The organism is Rothia sp. HMSC068F09, from assembly GCF_001812775.1.
Taxonomy (GTDB): Bacteria; Actinomycetota; Actinomycetes; order Actinomycetales; family Micrococcaceae; genus Rothia; species Rothia mucilaginosa_A.
This window is the reverse complement of sequence record NZ_KV810409.1, coordinates 266,368-284,532: the sequence shown is the minus strand read 5'-3', so window position 1 is coordinate 284,532 and position 18,165 is coordinate 266,368. Positions and strand designations below refer to the sequence as shown.

General features: G+C 61.0%; 17 protein-coding genes and 1 tRNA gene. 7 read left to right on the top strand and 11 right to left on the bottom strand.

Annotated elements, in window-relative coordinates; all coding sequences use genetic code 11:
• Positions 1 to 207 precede the first annotated feature (207 nt).
• Entirely contained in the window at positions 208 to 756 is a 549-nt protein-coding gene (locus tag HMPREF2874_RS01060) for a GTPase (protein ID WP_070648567.1), read from the top strand.
• 30 nt (positions 757 to 786) lie between these two features.
• Positions 787 to 2,220, top strand: coding sequence for a D-mannonate dehydratase (locus HMPREF2874_RS01055; RefSeq protein ID WP_070648566.1), 1,434 nt, complete (start codon positions 787 to 789; stop codon positions 2,218 to 2,220).
• Between the two features lie 11 nt (positions 2,221 to 2,231).
• Here the strand turns inward: HMPREF2874_RS01055 and HMPREF2874_RS01050 are convergent, their stop codons facing one another.
• The gene (locus tag HMPREF2874_RS01050; protein WP_070648564.1) at positions 2,232 to 2,864 is read right to left on the bottom strand and encodes a LysE/ArgO family amino acid transporter; all 633 of its coding nucleotides are present in this window, start codon (positions 2,862 to 2,864) and stop codon (positions 2,232 to 2,234) included.
• A gap of 204 nt (positions 2,865 to 3,068) precedes the next feature.
• Here HMPREF2874_RS01050 and HMPREF2874_RS01045 point away from each other — a divergent pair, with 204 nt between their 5' ends.
• Positions 3,069 to 3,986: a LysR family transcriptional regulator ArgP gene (locus HMPREF2874_RS01045; RefSeq protein ID WP_070648562.1), complete on the top strand. Its 918-nt coding sequence runs from the start codon at positions 3,069 to 3,071 to the stop codon at positions 3,984 to 3,986.
• Positions 3,987 to 4,000: 14 nt separating this feature from the next.
• Positions 4,001 to 5,011, top strand: coding sequence for a hypothetical protein (locus HMPREF2874_RS01040; RefSeq protein WP_070648559.1), 1,011 nt, complete (start codon positions 4,001 to 4,003; stop codon positions 5,009 to 5,011).
• Positions 5,012 to 5,092: 81 nt separating this feature from the next.
• Here HMPREF2874_RS01040 and HMPREF2874_RS01035 read toward each other — a convergent pair whose 3' ends face one another.
• Positions 5,093 to 5,407: a cell division protein CrgA gene (locus HMPREF2874_RS01035; protein WP_049333728.1), complete on the bottom strand. Its 315-nt coding sequence runs from the start codon at positions 5,405 to 5,407 to the stop codon at positions 5,093 to 5,095.
• Between the two features lie 150 nt (positions 5,408 to 5,557).
• Here HMPREF2874_RS01035 and HMPREF2874_RS01030 point away from each other — a divergent pair, with 150 nt between their 5' ends.
• Genes HMPREF2874_RS01030 through HMPREF2874_RS01025 form a run of 3 tightly spaced genes read left to right on the top strand, consistent with a single transcriptional unit; the run spans position 5,558 to position 7,132 of the window.
• Complete coding sequence (locus tag HMPREF2874_RS01030) at positions 5,558 to 6,307, top strand: class E sortase (protein WP_070648557.1); 750 nt, start codon at positions 5,558 to 5,560, stop codon at positions 6,305 to 6,307.
• A 15-nt stretch (positions 6,308 to 6,322) separates the two neighbouring features.
• The gene (locus HMPREF2874_RS09295) at positions 6,323 to 6,484 is read left to right on the top strand and encodes a hypothetical protein (RefSeq protein ID WP_049333732.1); all 162 of its coding nucleotides are present in this window, start codon (positions 6,323 to 6,325) and stop codon (positions 6,482 to 6,484) included.
• A gap of 15 nt (positions 6,485 to 6,499) precedes the next feature.
• Positions 6,500 to 7,132, top strand: coding sequence for an aminodeoxychorismate/anthranilate synthase component II (locus tag HMPREF2874_RS01025; protein ID WP_070648556.1), 633 nt, complete (start codon positions 6,500 to 6,502; stop codon positions 7,130 to 7,132).
• Between the two features lie 210 nt (positions 7,133 to 7,342).
• Here the strand turns inward: HMPREF2874_RS01025 and pknB are convergent, their stop codons facing one another.
• From pknB to HMPREF2874_RS00980, 9 genes are all read right to left on the bottom strand, one after another.
• Complete coding sequence (gene pknB / locus HMPREF2874_RS01020; RefSeq protein ID WP_070648552.1) at positions 7,343 to 9,469, bottom strand: Stk1 family PASTA domain-containing Ser/Thr kinase; 2,127 nt, start codon at positions 9,467 to 9,469, stop codon at positions 7,343 to 7,345.
• Between the two features lie 47 nt (positions 9,470 to 9,516).
• Positions 9,517 to 11,268, bottom strand: coding sequence for a protein kinase domain-containing protein (locus HMPREF2874_RS01015; RefSeq protein ID WP_070648550.1), 1,752 nt, complete (start codon positions 11,266 to 11,268; stop codon positions 9,517 to 9,519).
• The gene (locus HMPREF2874_RS01010; protein WP_049342958.1) at positions 11,265 to 12,704 is read right to left on the bottom strand and encodes a peptidoglycan D,D-transpeptidase FtsI family protein; all 1,440 of its coding nucleotides are present in this window, start codon (positions 12,702 to 12,704) and stop codon (positions 11,265 to 11,267) included. Before HMPREF2874_RS01010 ends, HMPREF2874_RS01015 begins: the two co-directional genes overlap by 4 nt.
• Complete coding sequence (locus tag HMPREF2874_RS01005) at positions 12,697 to 14,157, bottom strand: FtsW/RodA/SpoVE family cell cycle protein (RefSeq protein WP_049333744.1); 1,461 nt, start codon at positions 14,155 to 14,157, stop codon at positions 12,697 to 12,699. Before HMPREF2874_RS01005 ends, HMPREF2874_RS01010 begins: the two co-directional genes overlap by 8 nt.
• Positions 14,150 to 15,865, bottom strand: a complete 1,716-nt coding sequence (locus HMPREF2874_RS01000; RefSeq protein ID WP_070648548.1) for a PP2C family protein-serine/threonine phosphatase — start codon at positions 15,863 to 15,865, stop codon at positions 14,150 to 14,152. The genes HMPREF2874_RS01005 and HMPREF2874_RS01000 overlap by 8 nt, the downstream gene beginning before the upstream one ends.
• A gap of 3 nt (positions 15,866 to 15,868) precedes the next feature.
• The gene (locus tag HMPREF2874_RS00995; protein WP_049333748.1) at positions 15,869 to 16,333 is read right to left on the bottom strand and encodes an FHA domain-containing protein FhaB/FipA; all 465 of its coding nucleotides are present in this window, start codon (positions 16,331 to 16,333) and stop codon (positions 15,869 to 15,871) included.
• On the bottom strand, positions 16,333 to 17,262 hold the full coding sequence (locus tag HMPREF2874_RS00990) for an FhaA domain-containing protein (RefSeq protein ID WP_070648546.1): 930 nt from the start codon (positions 17,260 to 17,262) through the stop codon (positions 16,333 to 16,335). Before HMPREF2874_RS00990 ends, HMPREF2874_RS00995 begins: the two co-directional genes overlap by 1 nt.
• Positions 17,263 to 17,492: 230 nt before the next feature.
• Positions 17,493 to 17,579, bottom strand: a tRNA-Leu gene (locus HMPREF2874_RS00985).
• Between the two features lie 125 nt (positions 17,580 to 17,704).
• The gene (locus HMPREF2874_RS00980) at positions 17,705 to 17,992 is read right to left on the bottom strand and encodes a PLDc N-terminal domain-containing protein (RefSeq protein WP_070648544.1); all 288 of its coding nucleotides are present in this window, start codon (positions 17,990 to 17,992) and stop codon (positions 17,705 to 17,707) included.
• Positions 17,993 to 18,165 lie beyond the last annotated feature (173 nt).

Here is an 18,165-nt window from a genome sequence, read left to right as displayed (position 1 = left end):
GTTCACTGTATGGTTTTTGGATAACAATCCAATAGGCAATAAAAAGAGCCCGCTTGCGCGGGCTCTTTTGCTTTAACAGCTAAAGCTGGGAAGGGGGCAGACCCAGGTGGGTCTGCCCCCTTTTTTTTTGTGCGCTCAGACCCTTGTCTATGGCTCTGTCTACAAGGAAGAATGCTCTTCACAGACACACTGGGATAGAGTAGAACCATGCACTACCCCATGTTTTCCCACGCACCAGAGCCAGTCGATCAGCAGCACCAACACAACGGTGAAGAACGAACGGCAGCCCTCTACGTAGAGAGCACACTGGAGCCCCATGAAGTATGGGCAGCACTCACTGAATACATTCACCTCTGGTGGCCCAGGCAGCTCCTACAGAGCGAGGAAAGCCATATAGACCTCTCCGCTGAGCTATTGCTCGAAGAGACCGAGAACGGTGATGTTATTCCTATAGCCCGTGTTATCCAATGCGTAAACGAAGACGTACTTACCATTGCCCCCTACCCGGGAACACTCCTAGGGCGCCTCCTGGGAGCGGATGAAGAGACAGAAGAGAGCCTGAGCTTCATCCTGGATGCCCTGGCACCGGAGACTGCAGAAGGACCGCTATCCCTGCTCGAGATGAGCAGCGGTACCTACAAAGGACTAGAGGATGAGGAGTTGGGCATCTACGCGGGACACGAAGAAGTAGCTGCGCTACTCATGGGTGCGTATGCCCGTTTCATTGGAGCTGAACTCCAGAAGGAAAAACTATAAGGTATTCTCGACCCTGTAGAGTGGTATGTCATGAGCACACAGGACCAGAACACCGCACAGCAGAAGGACGCACGCCCCATCTGGGCACGACTGCGCACCAACGCGGCTGCGGGAGAGGTACAACCTCAGCAATACAGCAAGACCGATGTGCTGAAGCAGAGCAATACCTGGTTCCGCAAGCAGGGCGTGCCCCTCATCATTCCTGCACGTCAACGTGCTCTTGATGCCTTCCCGCGCTCCGTGCCCTGGATCCTGTGGGCGAGCATCATGCACGTCTGCTATATCTTCCTACGCGATATCCTCATTCTCGTAGTTGATGACGCAAGGGGTTCCCTCCCGGAATACATTAAAGCCATCACGACCAACACTGCACTCAGCGATGAAGTGCTACCCATGCTCGTGCTCGGTGGCATCTTCCTCGTGATGCCGATAATCTCCGGTGTGTTCATTACTCTTGCCCATATGCTCATGGTCCGCACCCCGCAATGGGTGCAGATTACCGCGGGCGTTCTCACCGTGCTGGTTGCCTGGGCGCTCTTCGTCACCGGAGTATTCGAAGACAGTAACCTTGACGGCTTCGACTTCGTCTACGACGGAGCCCAAGCCTTCCCGCTCATCGTCGTGGGTATCTACCTTGCCATCTTCCTCGGCGTAGACACTGTACTGGGCTGGTCGCTCAAGCACGCTATCCACCAGCTCGCCTCCCTGCCGCCCATGATCGCGAAAGTACTGCCCGTGCTCATGGTGTCCGTGCTCTTCATCTTCGTGAACGCAGACCTCTGGAAGCTCGCCAACGGGCTCAGCTTCCCGCGCACCTGGGCTGTTCTGGGGCTTATGGGGCTACTTGCCGTGTTTGTGGTCGTCACGACCTCCCTAGAGCGCACGGCGCGTCTCCTGGGGCAGCGGAAGGGTGATGACATTGCACGCTTCACCGACAGCGACTACGAACAGGCCGCAGCCCGCGAAGGCGGAATCTGGAACACCGCCCAAGACTGGGTCGAAGAGAAGAAAATCCTCAAACACCGACCCCTCAAAACCGCCGCCTGGGGCAACCTCATCATCATCCCCATGATCGGGCAGATTATTCAGGCAACCCTCTTCATGCTGCTCGTCTTCGGGTTCTTCATGGGGTTCGCCTCCATTGCCATTAATGACGCCACTATCGAATCCTGGATGGCGGTCAAACCCGAACACCTCAAAATCCTCGGCGTAGACACCAACATCAACGCCGTGGTCATCAAAGTGTCCATGATTGTTGCCGTGTTCTCCGGGCTCAGCTTCGTCGCAACCACCAGTAGCGACGAAAAATACGCCCGAAGCTTCCTCAAGCCAATGATCGAGCGAATCAAGCACATCCTGATAATTCGCGATATCTACCTGGGTCTGCTCACAATGCCCAAAAACGAAGTACTCGTACCCCTCAGTGAGGATAATAGTGCGGAAAAAGAGCCTGACAAGGGATAAAAGGCAGGGTGCTAGTGGGCGGATAGGTCCATGGTGAGCAGGTTGAATACCAGATACACCATGAGTAGGGCCACCGCCGCATCAAGTACACGCCAGGCCTCCGGGCGGGCAAAGAGCGGACGTAAAATTCGTGAGCCGTAGCCAATCATGAGGAACCACAGCACGCTACCGCAGCAGCATCCCAGGTAATACCACCAGCGGCCGGGATCGCCCTGCGTATTAGCCAGAGAACCGAGGAAAATCGTTGTGTCCAACCATGCCAGCGGATTGAGGTAGGTGACCGCCGCCGTGGTTAGCAGGGCCGCCTTCAACGACTGCGCATCCTCGGTACCCTCCTCAACGACAACCGCATGCGGGGTGAAAACACGCTTCGCCGACTCGTAGCCGAACCACGCCAAAAACGCCGCACCCACATAGCGGAACACCTCAATAAACCACGGCGCCGCATCCAGCAGAGCACCAAGACCCACGATACCCAAGCCAATCATCAGAGCATCCGAGAGTACGCAGAAGATAATAATCGGGGTAATATGCCTGCCCAAAATACCCTGACGCAGTACAAAAGTTCCCTGGGCACCAATAGCCGCCACCAAAGAAATCGTGGTGGTAGCACCCAGAAACAGCAAGGACAGGGAGGTGGACATCGTGAAACTTTCTATGCGGGTCAAACGGGGCGCGGGCTTCGCGGATATGCGGGTGGTGGCTCCTCTAATACCAGCCTGCCAGGCAAAAGCCCGTGATACAGGGATATTGCCGCGTTAGCTACAGTGTGAAGCACCAGAGACGAGAATACGGGAAAAAGGACCCTAAATCTATCTAAATATTTTTACACTGCGTAAGATATTCTTATGACACGTTTCAGTACCGACCAGCTCACCACCTTCGCCACCGTCATCGAATACGGCACCTTCGACGCGGCGGCAGACATTCTGCGAGTGAGCCCCTCTGCTATCTCTCAGCGCATCAAAGCCATGGAACAGATCGCCGGAAAGGTCCTGCTACGTCGAAGCAACCCCGTCACCCCCACTGACGCCGGACAAAGCGTGCTGCGCATCGCCCGCCAGAGCGAATTCCTGCAGCAAGAAATGGAACGCGAGCTCATGGGCGCCGGAGGATTCCAAAGCGTCTCCGTGGCGGTCAACGCCGACTCGCTCGCCACCTGGTTTCTGGATGCTGTGGGCACGCTCAGCCGCGAAGACAGCATCTTCTGCGACCTGCGACGAGAGGGAGAATTTCACTCCTCCGCCATGCTCCGCTCTGGAGAAGTCATGGCAGTCATTACCTCCAAACCCGAAAAAATCCCCGGCTGCTCCGTCGAAACCCTCGGTGTGGCACGCTACTGGTGCGTCGCCACCCCCGACTACGTACAGCGATACCTCCCCGGCTGGCCCAAGCGCGTAAGCCGCGAAGAACTCAATCACGCCCCCGTCGTCGAATACGACCGCAAAGACTTTGTGCAGGACGTGGCACGAGTCCTTATCGAACAAGAAGTAGGTCTGGAGGCTGAAGAAACTTTCACCCAAAGCCCCACCATCTACATTCCCTCCTCCCCGGACTATGCGCGCGCCGTCAGTGCCGGTATCGCCTGGGGCCTCATTCCCGAAGCGCAGTGTGCCGAGGAGCTCGTAAGTGGGCACCTCATCAAGCTCGCCGCAACCCCCGTAGAATTCCCTCTCTACTGGCAGCGCTGGAACATTAACTCGCCCGTCATGGAGACCGTAACCCGCCGCGTTCACGAAGCGGCACGAGGTGACCTCATCTACTAGGAAGGGGTGGTTCCGTGGGCTTTGTGGAACGTCACCAGGTGGCCCTCTACCTCGTCTCTATGGCAGTGGGGGTTGCCTGCGCGGGACTACCGGGCTGGAGTTGGGTTTCCGAGCAGCTTGTACCCTATGCACTGGGGGCGCTACTGTGGACTAGCTTTGCGCTCATGCCACTGGCCGGCGTGCGTACAGGTCACCACAAGAAGTTCACCCGCACGGTGGTGCTGGTTGCCGCTTTGGGGACTCCAGTTCTGGTTGCGCTGCTCGTTCCTCTCTTTATTCCCGAGGGTGGTCCCGTTGCTTTAGCTGCGGCGATTGTTCTGCTGGCTCCATGCGTGGATTACGTTGTGGTTTTTACGTGTATTGCCGGAGGGGAATATCGAGGTTTGCTGGCGGCAACACCCTACCTACTTAGCGCTCAGCTTCTTTCTGTTCCTATGTGGACTAGTGTATATGTGTATATGGGAATATTGAATATGGGGGTAGTTGGAGAAATATTCCCCCTCCCCGTCGAAAGATACCTCAGCCTTGCACCGCTCATCGTGCCCCTAGTAGCCGCTTACCTGGCGCAACGCTGGTCAACCCGCTCACCGCAGCGTCAGCAAACCTACGAACGCGTACGCAGTGCAAGCGATAAAGCCATGATTCCCCTCATGTGTTTACTCCTTGTACTCATGTGCTCTGCCTACGCCCCAGCCGTCCTTAACGAAGCACAAATCATTCCCCGACTCGCCGGACTCTACCTGACTTACGCCATCCTCGCAGGAGGTGCTGCATGGTGCCTCAGCAGGGTTTTGAGCCGACCCGAGCGTATCTCCGTAACCTTCAGCGCCGTCACCCGCAACGCCCTCATCATCTATCCCGTCGTCGCGCTCTGCGCACAACGCCTGGCACACAACGGGAACCCAGAAGCGAGCCTCATGAGCGCCACCGTACTCACCCAAACCCTCACCGAACTGCTCATCATGGTCGCCATGACCGCAATCTTCCGGGTCAGAACAAAGAAAAGCACAGCAGAGGCTCTCTAGCCCCAGCCCTACCAAACACTCAACTCCCAAACGCAGAGAGGCGGCCGCCCCGTAACGGGACGGCCGCCTCCTCAATACGCTCTAGCGCCAGCGGGTCATCATCAGCATACTCACCATCATGGCGCCCACGCCGATGCTGACGTTCCACATGCCCAAGTCAGGAATCGGGAATAGGCCCTGCGTAATGTAGAAAACAATAATCCACAGGATGCCCAGGGCCAGCAGCGAAAACATGATGACTCGGTACCACAGCGGAGTCTGCTCCTTCAGCTGCGTACCGCTCTCCATCTCATGGGCAATCTCGCGCAGACGAATCTCGCTTGCGTCCTCCACCTCAGACTTCTCGGACTTCTGAGACTTCTTCTTGGACGATGCCTTAGCCGAGTTGGACGACATACTTCCTCCGCTTATTGTTGTATGGGTAACCTAAAAATATACGTTTACACCTATCTTTGCAGACTTACGGGATGATTTCACCTCGCCCGAGCGTTAAACACAGCGTATGACGACTGAGAAACGCAATGCCACTAACCCCAAGGAGAGAGCATGAGCCACGGAAAGGCCCACGATGCCGCGCGCCGACCCCGCACCGTGCTGCAATGGATCATCCAGATTACCGGCGAGCTCCTCATTACTGCGGGCGTTATTCTGCTTCTCTTCGTTGCCTGGCAGCTGTGGTGGACCAATATCGACGCCGACCGTACCCAGTCCCAGGCCGTCAGCACCCTCGTACAGGAGTTTGACGCGCATCCGGCCGAAGCCCCGCCCAGCTGGGACCCTAACACCCCTCCCGCCGGGCTGAGCGAACCCGAACACGGTGAGGTCTTCGGAGTCGTCTACATCCCCAAATTTGGCGCGGATTATCATCGCCCCGCCACCCAGGGCACCAGCGCCGACGTGCTCGACTCCCTCGGACTCGGCCACTACGACGGGACTGCCATGCCCGGCCAGATCGGCAACTTCTCCCTCGCCGGCCACCGCCAAACCCGCGGTAAGGTCCTCAACGACATCGACCTGCTCACCGAAGGCGACCACATCTACGTGCGCACCAAAGACGGCTACTACACCTACACCGTCTACAGCCACGAAATCGTGCAGCCCGACCAGGTTGAAGTCATCGAACCTGTGCCCGGCCGACCCGGCGTGGCCCCCACCGAGCGTCTCATGACCCTCACCACCTGCCACCCTCGCTACGGCGATACCGAACGATACATTGTGCACGCCCGATTCGAATCGTGGCGTCCCGCCTCCGCCGGCGCCCCCGCAGAAATCGCCGCCTCGGTGGCCGGATCTTAAGGAAAGGAAAAGAACATGTACGGATGGATTTTCCGACACCTGCCCGGGCCCCTGTGGCTGCGCATCATTATTGCCATCGTGCTGGTGCTCGTAGCCGTCTACCTGCTCATGGAGTACGTCTTCCCGCACTTCGCCGAGTACGGCCCCTTCAACCAGAACGTCACCATCAACCATTAGCACTAGGACAACACCATGACTCGCATCCTTGTCATCGACAACTACGATAGCTTCGTCTTCACCCTCGTGGGATACCTGCAGCAGCTCGGCGCCGAGACCACGGTCATCCGCAACGACGAATACGACCTGGACCACGTGCTGAAGCTCGCGGAAGACCACGACGGCGTGCTCATCTCCCCGGGCCCCGGAGCGCCCTCTGAAGCCGGCGTCATTATTGACACCATCCGCTGGGCGGCTGAGGCAAAGAAACCCCTGCTGGGCGTCTGCCTGGGCCACCAGGCCATTGCCGAGGCTTTCGGCGGCACCGTTACCCACGCCCCCGAACTAATGCACGGCAAGACCTCGAAGATGGTGCACGAGAACGTTTCCGTCTTCAAAGACGTGCCCTGCCCCTTCACCGCGACCCGCTACCACTCGCTTGCGGTCGTACCCGAGAGCATGCCGGACGTCCTGGAAACCACCTCCACGACCGACAACGGCATCATTATGGGCCTGCGCCACCGCGAAGCCCCCATGCACGGCGTGCAGTTCCACCCCGAGTCGGTCCTGACCGAAGGCGGCTACCTGATGCTCGGCAACTGGCTCGAAGAAACCGGCCTGCAGGGCGCCGCAGAACGCGCTAAGAGCCTCTCGCCCCTCATGGCCTAATCCCCTTAGCCATTAGAGCCCTCAGTGGCTTATATCGCCTCCAGAAGCCCCGTAGTAGGCATACTACGGGGAAGCCTGGAGGCGATACTCTATCTGAGCCCATAGTCGCGAGCAAGCCCGGGCACACGGACAGGCACACGAAAGGGGCGGCGCCCCACACCCAACGGTGTAGAGCGCCGCCCCTTTTTCGCGGCTAACCTCTAAAACCCCTTAGCGGGAGTTAGCGTTCGCGTTATTACCCTGAATCGTACGGGTACCCGCAGTAGCGGACGCAGCCGGTGCCGGAGTAGCCGAAGCGGTAGAACGCTGCTGGTTCTGGTTACCGGTGGTAGCGTTCTGGTTACCGGTCGAGGCGGCAGGCTGAGTAGCCTGCTGGTTACCGGTAGAACGCTGCTGGTTCTGGTTACCAGTGGTAGCGTTCTGGTTACCGGTCGACGCTGCCGGCTGAGTAGCCGCAGCAGTCGGGGCAGTCGTCTGAGTCGGGGTAGCAGCCACGCGAATCGTCACGGTGCTGTTCTGCGGCACCAGGGTACCGGCCGCAGAGCTCTGCGAAAGCACGGTACCGGCGGGACGCTCGGTCGTCTGAACCGTCTCAATGTTGGTGTTCAGCAGAACATCCTGAGCGGTCAGAGCGGCAATCGCCTGATCCTTGGTCAGACCCACCAGCGAGGGGACCTTCACCTTACCCGAGGACAGGACAATGTTCACGGTGCTACCGGCCTCAACCGTCTGAACACCCTTATCGTCCGTCGAACCCTTCTCGGGGGACAGCTCAACCACCATACCGGCAGGCACCGAAGCGCTCTCCACGGTGGAGACACGGCCGTCCACCAGACCCAGGTCCTTCAGCGCGTTACGCACGTACGCCTCGCTCTGGCCCTGCAGGTTATCGGGCAGCTTAATCTTCTCCGGGCCGCTCGAAACGGTCACGGTCACGGTCGAGCCCTTATTAACCGTAGAACCGACACCCGGGTCGACGCTGATCACGTCGCCCTTCTTGATGTTGTCGGAGTAGCCCTGACGGTACTCCACCACGAAGCCTCGGTTACGCAGCTGGTTATCGGCATCATCGCGGGAAACGTTCACCACGGCCGGAACCTGAACCTGCGGAACCTCGTTCAGCTTGTTCTGGTAATACAGCACCGAGCCGACGCTAAATGCCAGTAGCGCGGCGATGAGAATACCAACCAGGAAGCGCGTCCACGCACGCTTGCGGGGCGAACCCTCATCGTAGTCGACGTACTCCTCATCCTCGTACGGTTCCTCTTCATCCTCGTAGTCGAAGAAGCCGTTGAGACCGCCGTCCTCCACCGAAGCCTCGGTAATCGAGGTGGTGTACGGTGCGTAATCCTCGCCCAGGGACGCGGTGGTTGCCGACGGCACGAACGCAGTCGTCATGGCGGCGTCCTGAGCCACTGTTTCCTCGCCGGGACGAATCACGGAGACCAGCGCCTGCTCGAACTCGGCAGCGCTCTGGTAGCGGTCGTCCGGGTTCTTAGCCAGACCCTTCAGAATGACCGTGTCCAGACCTGCCGGAACCTCGAGCGGGGTGAACTTGCTCGGGGGCTCGGGGGTGTCGGAGAGATGCTTAGCAGCCAGATCCACATTCGACTCGGCGTCGAAGGGGGAACGGCCGGCAATCATCTCGTAAATCACGCAAGCGGCCGAGTACAGGTCGCTACGGGCGTCGACCTCCTTGCCGCTGACCTGCTCGGGGGACATGTAGCGTGCGCTACCCATCACCACGTTCGCCTTGGTCAGCGCCTCGCCGGCCTCCTCAATCGCGCGAGAAATGCCGAAGTCCATGACCTTAATCTGGCCCGGCTGACCCTTCGCGATATCCTCGCTGGTACGGTCCAGCACCATGATGTTCGCCGGCTTAATATCGCGGTGAATGATGCCCATCGAGTGGCTGTACTGGAGCGCGCCCAGCAACTGCTCGGCATAGCCCAGCGCATCGCTCACCGGCAGGTGACCGCCGCGCGACAGGATGGTGCGTAGGGTGTGCCCCTCCACGTACTCCATCACGATATAGGGGATGAGCGTAGACTCGCCCGCGGCCTCATCCACGCCGTAGCTCTGGGAAGGATCGAACGAGCCGGTGTCATACACCGCAACAATCGCAGGATTATTCAGAGACGCGACGGCCTCCGCCTCCCGCTTGAAACGGGCACGGAAGGTCTCATCCTGGGCCTGCTCCGGACGCAGAATCTTAAGAGCCACCTTGCGGCCGAGGCGGGTGTCCTCAGCAGCGTAAACGGTCGCCATCGCACCGGTACCGATTACCTCGAGTACCTTGTAACGGTTATCAACCGTGTCGGGAACCGACAGGTCCATAAGTTCTCCTGGATCAATAAGACAAAAACTAAATCAAAACGTAGGGGCTAACGCGCCGTGGCGGAAGCCGACGCAGACGGTGCAGCGGAAGCGCTGGCACTCGATCCCCTACCCGAATTGGAAGAGGCCACATACATGTCTACATTACTACCAACCGTCACCTTAGTGCCAGATGAAGGGGTAGTACGAAGAACCGTGCCGGGGGCCGCGGTATCCGAATTCTCGTAGTGAAGAGAGACATTCACGCCGAGCGCTGCGACGGCCTTCGAAGCCTCGTCCACGTTCTTACCCTCAAGGTTCGACGGGAGAGTCACCGACTTCGGACCGGTCGAATAGCGCACCGTGACGCTATTGCCCTGCTCCAAAGTACCCGTCGGAGAAACCGAAATCACCGTGTTCTCCGGCTGAGTGGACTCCACACCCTCCGTCTTGGGGGAAAGGCCGAGGTTCTTCAGCTCGTTCACCGCATCCTGCAGCTCACGACCCTCGTAGTTCACCGCGTTCACGGTTACCTTCTTCTTGGAAGAGGTCGTGGCCGCAGCCTCGCTCGTCTCCACCGTCGACACCTTACCGGTGTTCGTCGGTTCCGAAGAGGCCGAAGCGCTCGCCGAAGACTCCGGGGACGTGCCGCCTCCACCGTTATTGGTGAAGAACACGGTCCAGATGCCGCCCAGAATCAGCAGGATTGCCAGCAGCATCGCGACCCACATCCACACGTTCGGGCCGCGCTTCGCTGCAGGAGCAGGAGTAGACTTCACGCGGCCCGAAGCCGGACGCATCGTCTGCTCGCTCGTGCGAGGAATCGGCGCTGTCGTCGGTTCCGGCGAGAAACGCCCGCCCGAACCGAAACGCGGTGCGGCGGAGGCGCTAATCGGCTCAGCCGCAACGTTCATAGTGTCCATGGCCACGGTTGCATCGTCGGCATTCTCCTCGGCCAGGAACTGGGCCAGGGAGGGCACAGCCTTCACCGCTGCCTTCAGGTCGCGGCGGCGAATCGCATCCACCGCAGAAGCCAGAGCGGTCGCATCCTTAGGACGCTGAGCCGGGTCCTTCGCCAGCAGGCACATAATCAGCGCGCGTGCCGCGGCCGGAATGCTCTCCGGAAGCGGCGGCGGCGGATCGTTCACCTGAGCCAGCGCAATCGCAATCTGCGACTCACCGGTGAACGGGCGTCGTCCCACCAGGCACTCGTAACCGATAATGCCCAGAGAATACATATCAGAAGACGCGGTCGCAGCCTGACCGGTAGCCTGCTCGGGAGCCAGGTACTGGGCGGTACCCATCACCTGACCGGTCGCAGTCAACGGCACCTGGTTTGCCAAGCGCGCGATGCCGAAATCGGTCACCTTCACGCGGTCGTCCGGGGTGATAATCAGGTTACCGGGCTTCACATCGCGGTGCACCAGGCCCTGCGAGTGCGCGGCAGCCAGCGCACGAGCGGTCTGCGCGATAAAGTTCAGGACGCGGTCCGGCGGCAGGGTACCCTCGCGCTCGATGATGCTCGACAGGGGGCTACCCGGCACGAGCTCCATCACCAGGTACGCGGAGTTATCCTCCTCGCCGTAGTCGAACACGTTCGCCACGCCGGGGTGGTTCAGCAGCGCCGTGTTGCGAGCCTCCGCGCGGAAACGCTCCAGGAAGCCGGGGTCGCCGGTGTACTCTTCCTTCAGAATCTTGACCGCAACGATGCGACCAAGCACCTTATCGCGAGCCTTCCACACCTCACCCATACCGCCAATTGCGATACGCTCGGTCAGGGTGTAGCGCCCGCCCAGGGTAATATCAGCCGCAGGCCTCACTTGTTCAACACCGCCTCAAAAAGTTGCTTACTTGTACCGGTTGCCAATTGTGCGCCGGTCGCCACGTCAATATCTTCGTACACCACCGCGATGGCAATCTGAGGGTCATCGGCCGGAGCGAAACCGGTGAACCAAGAATTATTCAAACCCGCCGTCGTCTCTGCGGTACCGGTCTTACCCGCCACCTTCACGCCCGCGACACCGGCATTACGTGCAATACCATTATCAACCGAATTCACCATCCACTGCTTCACCTGGTTGGCCACCTCGGGGGAGGTGGAGGTGCGGAGCTTCTCAGCCGAGAACTCCTGCAGGGTGCTCAGGTTGCTGGTCTTCACCGAACGAATCAGGTTCGGCTTCATCTGCACACCGCCGTTCGCGATCGCCGCGGAGGTCATCGCCACCTGCAGGGGCGTGGTCTTCACGTTGTACTGGCCGACGGCCGACTGAGCCAGCTGGCTCTGCGTCATATTCGAAGGGAACGAAGACTTCGACACGGTCAGCGGAATCTTCAAATCCTGACCGTACCCGAAGTTCTCGGCGGTCTTAGCGATACGCTCCTGACCCAGGTCCATCGCAATCTGCGCGAACGGGGCGTTACAGGACTGCGCCAACGCCCACTCAATCGTTGCCTGAGTTCGGGTGGAACACTGGCCGCCCGTGTAGTTCGGCAGGCTGATGTTCGTGCCCGGCAGAGGCAACTGCGCGGGGTTCGCAATAACCGACTCGGCGTTGTACTTACCCGACTCGAGGGCCGCGACCGCGTCAATAATCTTGAAGGTCGAACCCGGCGAGTACGTATTACCGGCAATCGCTCGGTTGAAGAGGGGCTGATCCTCATCTGCCGTTAGCGCCTGGTAGTTCGCAATCACGGAAGAACCCGAGTGGGAGGACAGCAGGTTCGGATCGTAGGAGGGGGATGAAGCCATCGCCAGAATCTCGCCGGTCTTCGGGTTCAGCGCCACGACGGCGCCCTTACGACCCTGCAGAGCGTTGTAGGCGATGTCCTGAAGCTTCGAGTTGATGGTCAGCTCCACGCTGGCACCCTGAGCGGAGGAACCGCTGAAGAGCTGCGCCACGCGATCGTAGAACTGGCTATCGCTCGTGCCGGCGAGCTCCTTATCCATGGCGGCTTCCAGGCCGGTCGCGCCGTAGATGGTGGAGAAGTAGCCGGTCAGAGCCGCGTACTTGAGCGGGTGGTTGTACACGCGCTGGTAGTTGTACTCATCATCGGACTTCACCGAGGAAGCAATCTCCGTGCCGTCCACCACGATGGAACCACGCGCCGAACCGTAGTTGTCGTACAGTGCTCGGCTATTCCACGGGTTAGCCATCAGGGTCTTCGAATCGAAGAACTGAATATAGCTGAGGGTACCCATCAGCAGGACAAACACGCACGCGGCTGACATCCACATGCGGCGAATCGCCCTATCCATTCTTCTCACCTCCAGAATCCTTTGCCGTGATACGGGCCAGGACGCTCGTCGCGCCCTCGGGCTCGTAGCTGGTATCCATATGGTCGATACCCTGCGATGCATCGTAACCGGCCACCAGGTGCGGGGCACGGGCACTATGCGAAATCGACAGCCACAGCGCCACAATAATCCAGTTGGCCACCAGCGACGAACCGCCCGCCGACATAAACGGAGTCGTCAGACCCGTCAGCGGAATCAGACGGGTCACGCCGCCAATCACCACGAACAGCTGCAGCACCATGACCGTGGACAGGCCCGCCGCCAGCAACTTACCGAAGCCGTCGCGGGTGCCCAGAGCCGCGCGGTAGCCGCGCGAAACCAGCAACATGAACATCATCAGGATGGCGCCCAGACCAATCAGGCCCAGCTCCTCACCCAGCGAAGAGATGATCATGTCGGAGTTTGCGTAGGGAACCAGGTTCGCTCGGCCCTGACCCCAGCCGCGACCAAACAGGCCGCCGTATGCCAGGCCGAATACGCCCTGTAGAATCTGGCCCGAACCACCCGGCGAAGCCTGGTAAATATCCGGGTCAAAGGCGTGAACCCACGCGTAGATGCGGGCGTGCACGTGCGAAACGTAGTTGTACGCGAAGTACCCACCCACAGCGATACCGATACCGGCCACGACCAGCCACGACAGGCGGCCCGTCGCCAGGTACAGCATCGCCATGAACAGGCCGAAGAACATGATGGCCGAACCCAGGTCCTTCTGGAACACCAGAACACCCAGGCTCACGAGCCAGGCCAGGAACACCGGTGCAAGGTCGCGCAGTCGCGGAAGGTTTACCGGACCGATGCGGCGGCCCGCCACCAGAATCAGGTCGCGGTGCGTTGCCAGGTAACCGGCGAAGAAAATCGCCAGCGTAATCTTCGCGACCTCGCCGGGCTGGAAGGTGCGGTTGCCGATGTGAATCCAGATGCGCGCACCGTTCAACTCCATGCCCAGGCCGGGAATCAGCGGCATGATGAGCAGAATCATCGACAGCACCAGGGAGGTGTACGTGACCTTGCGCAGCACTCGGTGGTCGCGCAACACGAACACGATGACCGCGCACAGCACCATGGACACACCCGTCCACATGAGCTGGCCGTCACCCACCGGGGCGGCAATCTGCGGGTCCAGGCGGTAAATCATCGTCAAACCGATACCGTTCAGAGCCACCACCAGCGGCAGGATGAACGGGTCGGCGTAGCGGGCGCGGAACTGCAAGACCAGGTGAATCAGGAGCGAACCGGCACCCAGCACGATGGTGCAGGGAAGCCACTGGCTCTTCGAAGTGTCCAGGGCGTGCTCCGGATCAATCAGGTACATGCCGAAAGAGCTAATACCCACGGCCACGACCAGCAACAGCAGCTCCGTGAAGCGACGCGCGCGCGGCGCATCGGAATCACGTCGGAACGACAGCTTAGCCACGGTTCTCACCGCCCTCCGTGCTCGGGGATTCGGTCGGGGTTTCGGTCCCTGATTCCGCGGGCTCGGGAGCCAACGATGCGGTCGCCGTCGGATCGGGGGTCGGCGAAGCGGAGGCGGATGCCGCCTGCTCCGCCTTGATGCGGGTCTGCTCGGCCTGGGTCTTCAAGCGCGACACAATCTGGTGCGCCTCGTCCAGGTCCTTCGCGGTAATCGAATTACGCAGCAGGGTGCGGGTGTGATCGGAGAGCTGCGAGGTCGAAATATCGGTATTCTCCACCACGTGCGAGAGGCGAATCGGGCCCAGCGCCTGCGGAATACCGTTGTACACCGCCACCGTGCCGTCGCTCTCGCCCACGTAGTAGCTACGCTCCACGTAGCGCAGGCCGGTCCACGCCGCCAGGGTCAGCAGAGCCGCCACCAGCAGGAAGATGAAGAGACGCACCGACCAGGAACGGCGGGAGGTACGCTCGGCCGGCTCCTCCGCGATGAGCTCCTCCAGCTCGGCGGGCAGGGGAGCGTCATCCACCTTCAGCGGCATGCGCTGAGCCACCGTGGCGCGGTGCTCCAGGGTACGGGAGGTCACCGCCGGAATCATGCCGGTCTCGGTCGCCACCGCGGCGGCACCGACCAGCTGATGCGGACGCGAACCCAGCTCGCCGCGCAGAATCGCGGCGTTGGTGAGGGCCGCGTCCACGGCGTTGTCGTAGGTTCCGATGTGGTGGCGCACCGCATCGGAACCGCTGTGCAGCAGGGTTCCGGCAAAGTCGCGGGCACGGCGGAAGCGACGCACGTTGTGGTGAGCGGACTCTTGCTCCAGCGCGGCGAGGGTTGCCTCCGCGGCCTCGGCGGTTGCGGCAATCTCGGGGAGCTTCTGCGTGTTCACGCTGACTTCCTGCTCCGCCGCAATCGAGTCGGGCAGCGCGGAATCGGGTAGCGCGGAGGGACCCACCGGCTCGTCCACCGGCAGCTCCTCGCGGTCGATGACCTGCAGGGCCACGACGGTCACGTTATCGGGCGCGCCGCGCTCCAGGGTCATGGAGATGAGCGTGTCGGCAACCTCCGCGAGGTCGTCGTGCGAACGCATCACCTGCTCAATTTCGGGTACGGAAACCACGGCGTCCAGGCCGTCCGAAGACAGCACCCAACGCTCGCCCACGACGGCGTCCAGGGTCTTGAGCTCCAGCTCGGGGGAGGCGTCAACGTCACCGAGCACGCGCATAATCACGTTCTTATGCGGGTGGTGTTCGGCCTCCTCCGGGGTAATGCGGCCCTCGTTCAGCAGGCGCTGCACGAAGGTGTGGTCGGTCGAAATCTGCTCGAACTCACCGTCGGCACCCGGGCGCAGGCGGTATGCACGCGAGTCACCGATGTGGGCAAACTCGATGCAATCGCCGTCAATCAGCAACGCGGTGCAGGTGGTGCCCATACCGGCAAGCTGCGGGTCGTTTGCGGCCAGCTCGTTAATAATCAGGTTGGCGCTCTGAATCTCGTCGGCCAGGTAAACGCCGCCGGTGCCGTTCTCAAAGTCGGGGTGGTCCAGCGGGGTCAGGTTCAGCACCGTGGTCGCGGAGGCGACATCGCCGCCCACGTGGCCGCCCATGCCATCGGCGACGACCGCAAGGTAGCGGCCGCCGTAACCGGAATCGTCGTTCTTGGAACGTTTGAGGCCCGTATCGGAGCGCGCCTCAAGACGGAAAGCAATCTTCATCGGCTACCCCCTCAGTTGCATGGTGGTGCCGCCCACGCGGAATTCATCACCGGGCTCAATCGGGGTAGCGCGAGTCAGCCGCTCACCGTTGACGTACGTGCCGTTGGTCGAGTTCAGGTCCTCCAGGAACCAGCGGGAACCCTGGGGGAACAGGCGGGCGTGACGGCCCGAAGCGTAATCGTCCTGCAGGGACACCTCAATATCGTTGGCGCGACCAATCGTGATGGGGTGGTCGCCCAGCTGCATCATGGCGCCGGCCTGCGCGCCCTCGGTAATAATCAACTGCGAGGGCCGCGAGGGCGGGGGCGTGATGTGGGTGGCCTCGGCGGAAGCCTCCACAGGCACTGCGCGGTAGTTCTTACCCAGACCCAGGTCGCGGCGTGCCGCGGAGACCACCAGGAACACGAAGAACCAGATGAGCGCCAGGAACGCGTAGCGAAGAATAGTGACTGTTAGTTCGGACGCCATTAACGGGCACCTCCGGTAGAACTATGGAAGATGATGCGGGTATTGCCCATGCGAAGGAGTGAACCGTTGGTCAGCACCACGGGAGAGCGAAGTGGAGCGCCGTTGACGAGGGTGCCGTTCGTGGACCCCAGGTCGGTGGCAACGACGGCGCCGTTATGCGCCGACAGCTGCACGTGACGACGGGAGACGCCCTTATCGTCCAGGCGCAGGTCAGACTCCGAACCGCGGCCCAGCGTGAAGGGCAGGTGGCTAATCGGGTGCATGCGCCCGTTGATCTCCAGGAAAAGACGGGGAGCCGCCGCGGCGGGGGCGGCCGGGGACGCCGGGGCACCGTGGGCGCCCTGCGGGGCGTGCCCACCCTGGCCGCTACGCGGGATGCGCGAGAGACGAGAGTTCGGCTGCGCCACCGGCTGCTGCGGCTGAACCGGCTGCGCGGGCTGAGGCTGGGCGGCGGGTTTCGTGATGCGCGTGGGCAGCGAAGACTCCCGGGGCGGGCGCACCGGCGCGTAGTTAGCGGCGCCGCGCAGGGTGGGGGAGGCGGGCGCATCCGGAACCGAGAACGGCTCGAAGGTGGCCACCACCTCGAATTCACCCTCGGCCAGGGAATCGAGAACGTTGAAGGTCACGCGCACCGCGCCGATGAGGGTGTATCCCTGGGCGCGAGCGTGAGAGATGGCCAGGTCGCACAGCTCCACGGCGAACGGGTTGCCCCACTCGCGCACGCGCGGAAAATCGACCGGCGCGAAGCGGAGCGTGTAAATATTCGGGGCCATGGTGCGGCCGCTGCCGTCCACGTAAGACTCGTCGTCCATCATGATGCGGACGCGGTTGGCGACATCTGCCTTCTCAAAGGTGCCGAAGCCCTTAGAAAAGCCGACGGTGCGGCCGATGCCCTGTTCCAGCTTTCCTAGCTTGTCGAAAAACTTCATGCCGCCTCCTTCTCAACGACCAATTCGAGCAACTACTGCGCTCGCGGTATACCTCAAAGGGTTCAGTTTAACGAGCGTGTCTGTGCGTTAGCTGTGTGTCCTGTGCGTGAACACACCCGGTTCCATTTTAGGGGATGCACGGGTGAATCGGCCCGGAATCCCGCGTATCGTCTGGGGATTGGGCCGTTAATGCATGAAAAAATCCCCGGTTCTTTCGAACCGGGGATCGTTGGTGCGCGAGGGGGGAGTTGAACCCCCACGCCCTCACGGGCACACGGACCTGAACCGTGCGCGTCTGCCTATTCCGCCACTCGCGCAAGTGTCTTACGGTGTATCACCGCAGGCAACACATAGAACTATACGGGGTGTGTGATGCACTGTCCAATTGAAATGGTGTGACCTTCGTTACTTTAATGGTTGGGGTGGGGGTGTTAGACCCGGACTACTCGGCCCGAGCCGCAACCTCACCGGCTTCCCCGAGCGGAGCCCCGTCCCGCTTCGCCGCCTCCAGCTCCCGCTGTGCGGCCTCCGCGCGCTCGGTACGAACCCGCAAAATCCAAACCAGGGGGCCAAGATACGGCAGGAACAGCACCAGCAGAAGCCACTTAAGCTTCTGCACCTCGGAAAAGTACGGGCTACGGTGCACCGTCAGCAGACCCCACAGGGCCAGGCCGATACCCAGCAGGAAAACCGCGGTCACCACGATATCCATTACGGGCTTCCAGTCCATTACTTCTCCTCACAATGCCTCAATAGCGCCCCGCCTACGCGCGGCGCACCTCCACCAGAATACCGGTGCACGCGACGCCCACCGGCCGAATCACACCGTTGGGCCCCCTAATAGCGTGAGGGCCCGCCCCCACATTCGGCGGGAACGGGCCCTCACACAGCTCTCAGTCGACG